Genomic DNA, 5,185 nt, shown 5'->3' on the forward strand with positions numbered 1-5,185 from the left:
CACCGAAATCGAACGCTGGCGACGCGAATACAACGAGGACCGACCCAAGAAGGCGATCGGCGGCATGACCCCGGCTGCTTATGCCCAACATCTGGCAAACACCGATATCATTACCCCCGGACTCTAAACCAAACCACTACTCAGGGTGGGGGGACGTCGGAGCTGCCCAAGTATGAGCGTGGCCAGTTCACGGAGTGCTTGGCGGACCCGAGCAAGTTCTATCCGTAATTGGACTCAGCGGTCGATACTGGACAGCTATGGACTACAAAGCTCCATAGAGTGCTCACCCGTTGCTACCGATCAACCGTCCTCGTGCACATGGTCGGTTAGTAGCCCATCGATACTCTGGCTGCCTAATCACCGAGGCAGACGGAGAACCTCAAAGCCGCCCTTGATCGAACGCATCTGGAGGCCTGTTCCATTGAGCATTGCCTGCAAGGCGGCGGTTGGAGTCATTGTGCCCACCACTGGCTGGGAACGCTTACCGCGCGCGAGATCGGTGCCAGAAATCGGACAGTGGGTGGTTAAGCGCAGCTGGTCGAGGGCGTGGTCGAGCTGATCCCCTGGGATGGCAATTGCGACCGGTTCATTTTGACAATCGTAGCGGAAGCTTTGAGCCTGGTCCTTGCTGTCGGATGCCACCAACGCATCATTTCCGTAACTGCGCGCGGCGCCGTGACGATCGAGTTCGACGTCAATTGCACTCAAGGTGCGATTGTAGGAGGCCAATTCTCCTGCACTCACGAAACCCTGTTGGCGAGAAAGGCGGTCCATGCTTGCCTGGGTCTGCTCCACCTGGCGCTGAAGCGTGGTCGCACGAACGCTCGTGATTGCGCCGCCACGCAGAGCCTCCTCGATCCGCTCTCCCGTGGCCCCGATGCGGGTGCGTAGGTCTGCGGTTGCACGATCGTTCGATTCTCGCTGAGGTTGAGTTCCATACTGCTGCGCTGCGACAGCAGCGGTAGACGTGGTTACAACTGCAAGCCCGAATGCGACGGAAAATAGGGTTCGCGAGAAAGGCGTAGGCATTTTGCGCTCCTTATGCGCGTAGATGATCCAAAGCGTATGACACGCATACGCAAAAGAATCTGAATAGATGCTGCGCGACTGTTATGGAAGATGGTCAGGAAATCGCCGTCGCGCCGAAGACACAAAAGTGATTATTTCGTTTTATGATTACAGTGAAATAGGCACTCAACCACCTACTCAATCGCTATGTCAGAATCTGTGAAGCCAACCTGGGCGAGAACGACACTTGCACAGGAGAGCCGCGTATACGAGGTCCGTTTCATGAGCGCTGGTCCAAGCTTGCCTAGGACCTGAATCATCTGACTGCCCCCTATCAACCAACTGCGAGCGCTGCATGAGAGGAGTGCATCGGCCTAGTCGGCCGCCCGACCGAGCATTCCTGAAGCTACTGGTCGGTCGAGCCTTTGGACGTCGCGTTCTCCTTCCGGTTGGAAGGCTCCTTATCCCGGCTCTCGGACTCGTGAGCGTGTCCACCGCTTGGGTCTTGGATTTGGATCACCGTCCCCTCTCGCCAGGCGTCTGCGCCCGGGTCTATGTTCGGCGCAGCAATATCGGCGCGGCGCTTTCGCTTGTCCTCGCTGCTGACGCCAAGCCGCGTGTCGCGGGCCGCCACCATCGCCGGGTCCGCTTGGCCATCCGCCGTGAAGCCCATCATCAACTGCGGCATACCTCGCGGAAGGTCTTTGTCCAGGTCGGTGTGCCAGGTGTGCCACGTTTTCCCATACGTGCGGATGAGTTTCTCCATGAGCTCATGCTCAGCCACCTCCGGGATCCCTGGTGCGATCAGCTGCCCCGATTTCACTTCTTGGACGTGGCTATGCCAGAGCGCCTTCTCCTGCTCAGGGAGGCCCGCGAATAGCTTCTCACTGATGATGTATTCCACGCCCATCAGCTTGGCGTCTTTCACATTGCCATCGTAGATGGTGCACTGAATGACATCCTCATTGAGGATTGAGCAGTAATGATGAGCCTCCATCTGGAGCTTCATCTGACCATTGTAGAAATGAAAGCCGTCCAGGTAGGCGTTGACGGCATCGATCGGCGGCCGATCCTGCATCACTGCCGCACCCGTTTCCAAGGCCTTCGTCTTGGCCGTTTCCTCCGCCCCAGGAGCTTGGACACTGGACTCGGTATTTCCGCCCCCGCACGCGGTTAAGAGGAGGGCTGCGGCAGCGGACAGGATGGATCGACGCATCGGTTTCTCTCCCAAATCAGTATCAAGGCAGGCGGCCAGATCAAGCGTCTTGCGCCCACCGGGCCAGGTTTTGCTGGATCGTGTTGATATCCGCCCAAGGATCTTTCTTGCGTCTAGTCAACTTCGCCGGCACGTCTTTCATAGCGAAAGCATCCGCACGGGTCAGCTTGGCAAGCTCGCTCCAGGAAATGGGCATGGCCACTGGCGCGCCGGGGCGGCCGCGCAGGGAATACGACGCAACCGCTGTTGCCCCGCGGCCGTTGCGCAGGTAGTCCACAAAAATGCGTTTATTGCGGAGACTCTTGGTCGAGGTGGCCAAAAAGCGGGTCGGCTCCGATTGTGCCAACGCGTCGGCAAACCCCTTGGCGAAACGCTTGGTCAGGTCCCAATCGCACCCCGGGTTCAACGGCACGACCACGTGCAGCCCCTTGCCGCCTGACACCCGCAAGAACGACTCCAGTTCCAACTGTTCAAGCAGCTTGCGGATGTCCACGGCTGCCTTTTTGACTTCGGAAAAGGGCACGTCGGGGCCGGGGTCCAAGTCAAAGACAACGCGGTCGGCGCGATCAGGCGCTTCCGCGTGGCTGCCCCACGGGTGGAACTCCAGCGCGTTGAACTGAACCAGCTCAAGCAGGCTGGCTGCATCCCTGACCACCAAGTAGTGGGCGTTGATCCCGCTATCTTCTTTCAGCCGAACCGAGTCCACGAGCTCCAGGCCTGCGGTGTGGTGCTTCTGGAAGAAACAAGGTTTGGCGGTCCCACTGGGGCACCGGATGATCGACAAGGGGCGGCCGATAACCTCGGGCAACACGTGGTCGATCACGGCCGTGTAGTAATCCCACACGTCCTGCTTAGTGGCCTTGATGTCAGGAAAGATCACCTTGGTCGGACTGGACAGCCAAGGCGGTGTGCGGCCGTGGGTTCCTGTCGGGGTCGTGCTGTGCTCTGAAGCGGTGCGGTGCTTTGAAGCGTTGCCGTGCTTTGAGGCGCTCTTGAGCCGCTTGCCAGGGGGTTTGAGCTGGGGGGTATCGGCGTGCTGTTCGACTGTGGCAGCCCTGTCCGAGTCGGCCAAGTCGGCCACATCCTTGTCTCGCCTGACCGCCTTGAGCGAGGCTTGGCGCAGCAGTTGCTGGCCGCCGATGCCGCGATAGAAGACCTCCACCACGAACCTCGGCTCAAACCACGTGGCCGAGCGGAGGTCGGTGTCCTCGGTGGGAACGTAAGCGGTAGGCGTCTTGCCGCCAGCTCGGCCGACCAGTTGGGCAATTTCTTTGATCAGCACATCGGAGAAGCCTGAACCCACCCGGCCCACGTAAAGCCAGCCGTGCTTGGGGTCAGGCTTGGCCAGAAGCAACGACCCAAAGCCCGTGCGGCTGCCTTTCGGGGCCGTGTAACCCACGACAGCAAACTCGTCGCTGGCCAGCTGCTTGGTCTTCTTCCAGTCCTCGCCCCGGCCCCCGTGATAAGCCCGGTCTGCACGCTTTGAAATGATGCCTTCAAAGTGCCGCTCGCCTGCCAGACGGTAGGCCGTCTCCCCATCGCCCTTAATGTGCGAGCTGAAGGCCAAGTGCCCTTGACTGCTCTCCAACAGCTCCTGCAGGAGTTCCTTGCGCTCCAACAAGGGCGCATCGGCAACATCTATTCCATCGATGTGGAGTAGATCGAACAAGGCATAGGCCAAGGTGCCCTGCCGTTCTCCGGACAGGGTGGCCTGGAGAAGGTTGAAATCCTCTTTCGTGCCATTGCCAGCGATGAGTTCCCCGTCCAGTGCTCCTGACTTCAGCCCGAGGGCTGCAACGGCATCCCTGATTTCAGGAATCTTCTCGGTCCATTCCAGGGCATTGCGTGACCAAAGGCGCACCTCGCCCTCCGCAATGGTGGCCAGGATGCGGTAGCCATCCCACTTGATTTCATGCACCCATTGGTCGCCCTGGGGTGGAGCGTCGCCGAGCTTGGCCAGCTGCGGTTCGAAGGGGCCCTCTGGCGGCTTGGCTTTTTTGGCCTTGGTCAGCGCGGCGGCCTTCTTCGCCCAGTCCTTGCGACGGCCCTTACTTGGCAGGGCCACGGCCGTGAGCTTTTTCCTCTCTGCCTTGCCAGCCCCTGCCCGCTTCAGATCTTCAGGAGGCGGCGAGGTGACGTCGCCCAACAGGTCATCTGCCTCCACATCGCTGGCGAAGGCATCGTCTTCTTTGAAAAGGAGCCATTGCGGCTGCTTGGCCGGCTTGCCCGACCGGACCAGATGCCAACCGCCTTTGAGCTTGGTGCCAAAGAGCTCGAAACGCAGGTGTCCCTTGGCGAGTTGGGCCTCCGGGTCGCCTGAGGTGGCCCACACACCGTGGTCAAACTGGGCAACGTGGCCGCCCCCGTATTGCCCCTTCGGAATCTCGCCTTCGAAGGCGGCGTAGTCCACGGGATGGTCTTCGACCTCCACCGCCATGCGCTTGACCTTGGGGTCGTAGCTGGGCCCTTTGGGAACAGCCCAACTCTTGAGCGCATCGCCTACCTGGAGCCGGAAGTCGTAATGACGGCGGCTGGCATGGTGGAGTTGAACCACGAAAATCGCGCGCTGCCCTGATGGCGACGCCTTCCCTGGGTCTGGCTCCTTGGTCTTGTCAAAACTCCGCTTGCGGCGGTATTCGGTGAGGGACATGCCCTACTCCCGGTTACTTGCCCAGGTGTTTACGCACGGCCGCCGCGGTTGGGCCGACGGCTTTGACCGCTGCCCGAAGCTCCTCCGCGCTGACGCCCAAGGCCTTGGTCCAATATTGCAGCTCGTAGTCTTCATTGACGTTGATCCGATCGCGGTCCGGGCTACCCGCGTTCTTCTTATCATCGGGTTCTACCCCGATATCACGGACGGTTGTAAAAGAGCTGCAACCTTCTGATCCTGCTTGGCCGCCCTTCGCCGCATCCTTGGGTTGTGGCGTCGCTCGATGTAGTCAAACACATCCGCTCTTGCTC

At 60.1% G+C, this 5,185-nt stretch carries 4 protein-coding genes and 3 pseudogenes; 1 reads left to right on the forward strand and 6 read right to left on the reverse strand.

Annotation, left to right across the window (positions count from 1 at the left end):
- The coding region (locus F7R02_RS24060) for an integrase core domain-containing protein (protein WP_151210081.1) at positions 1-127 on the forward strand (127 nt) is incomplete at its 5' end.
- A gap of 230 nt (positions 128-357) precedes the next feature.
- On the opposite strand, the gene F7R02_RS24065 is transcribed toward F7R02_RS24060, so the two are convergent.
- The 6 genes and pseudogenes from F7R02_RS24065 to F7R02_RS24085 form a co-directional block, all read right to left on the reverse strand.
- Positions 358-1,029 carry an STN domain-containing protein gene (locus F7R02_RS24065; RefSeq protein WP_139370912.1) on the reverse strand — a complete coding sequence of 224 codons (672 nt, stop codon included), beginning with the start codon at positions 1,027-1,029 and terminating at the stop codon, positions 358-360.
- A 385-nt stretch (positions 1,030-1,414) separates the two neighbouring features.
- A complete protein-coding gene (locus F7R02_RS24070; protein ID WP_078589709.1) occupies positions 1,415-2,224 on the reverse strand; it encodes an OBAP family protein in 810 nt (269 codons plus the stop codon).
- A 40-nt stretch (positions 2,225-2,264) separates the two neighbouring features.
- Positions 2,265-4,196, reverse strand: a pseudogene (gene ligD / locus F7R02_RS24075) (DNA ligase D); the annotation flags it as partial.
- A gap of 264 nt (positions 4,197-4,460) precedes the next feature.
- A pseudogene (locus tag F7R02_RS27615) lies at positions 4,461-4,874 on the reverse strand (DNA polymerase ligase N-terminal domain-containing protein); the annotation flags it as partial.
- A 13-nt stretch (positions 4,875-4,887) separates the two neighbouring features.
- Positions 4,888-5,073, reverse strand: coding sequence for a DUF3606 domain-containing protein (locus F7R02_RS24080; RefSeq protein WP_078589711.1), 186 nt, complete (start codon positions 5,071-5,073; stop codon positions 4,888-4,890).
- Positions 5,064-5,185: pseudogene (locus tag F7R02_RS24085) on the reverse strand (IS3 family transposase); the annotation flags it as partial. The gene F7R02_RS24080 and the pseudogene F7R02_RS24085, both read right to left, overlap by 10 nt.

Source organism: Xanthomonas cissicola (assembly GCF_008801575.1).
Taxonomy (GTDB): domain Bacteria; phylum Pseudomonadota; class Gammaproteobacteria; order Xanthomonadales; family Xanthomonadaceae; genus Xanthomonas; species Xanthomonas cissicola.

What these genes read in the sequence shown, in the direction of transcription:
- F7R02_RS24065 (WP_139370912.1), bottom strand. Translation starts at nt 1,029, where the DNA reads ATGCCTACGCCTTTCTCGCGAACCCTATTTTCCGTCGCATTCGGGCTT.
- F7R02_RS24070 (WP_078589709.1), bottom strand. Translation starts at nt 2,224, where the DNA reads ATGCGTCGATCCATCCTGTCCGCTGCCGCAGCCCTCCTCTTAACCGCG.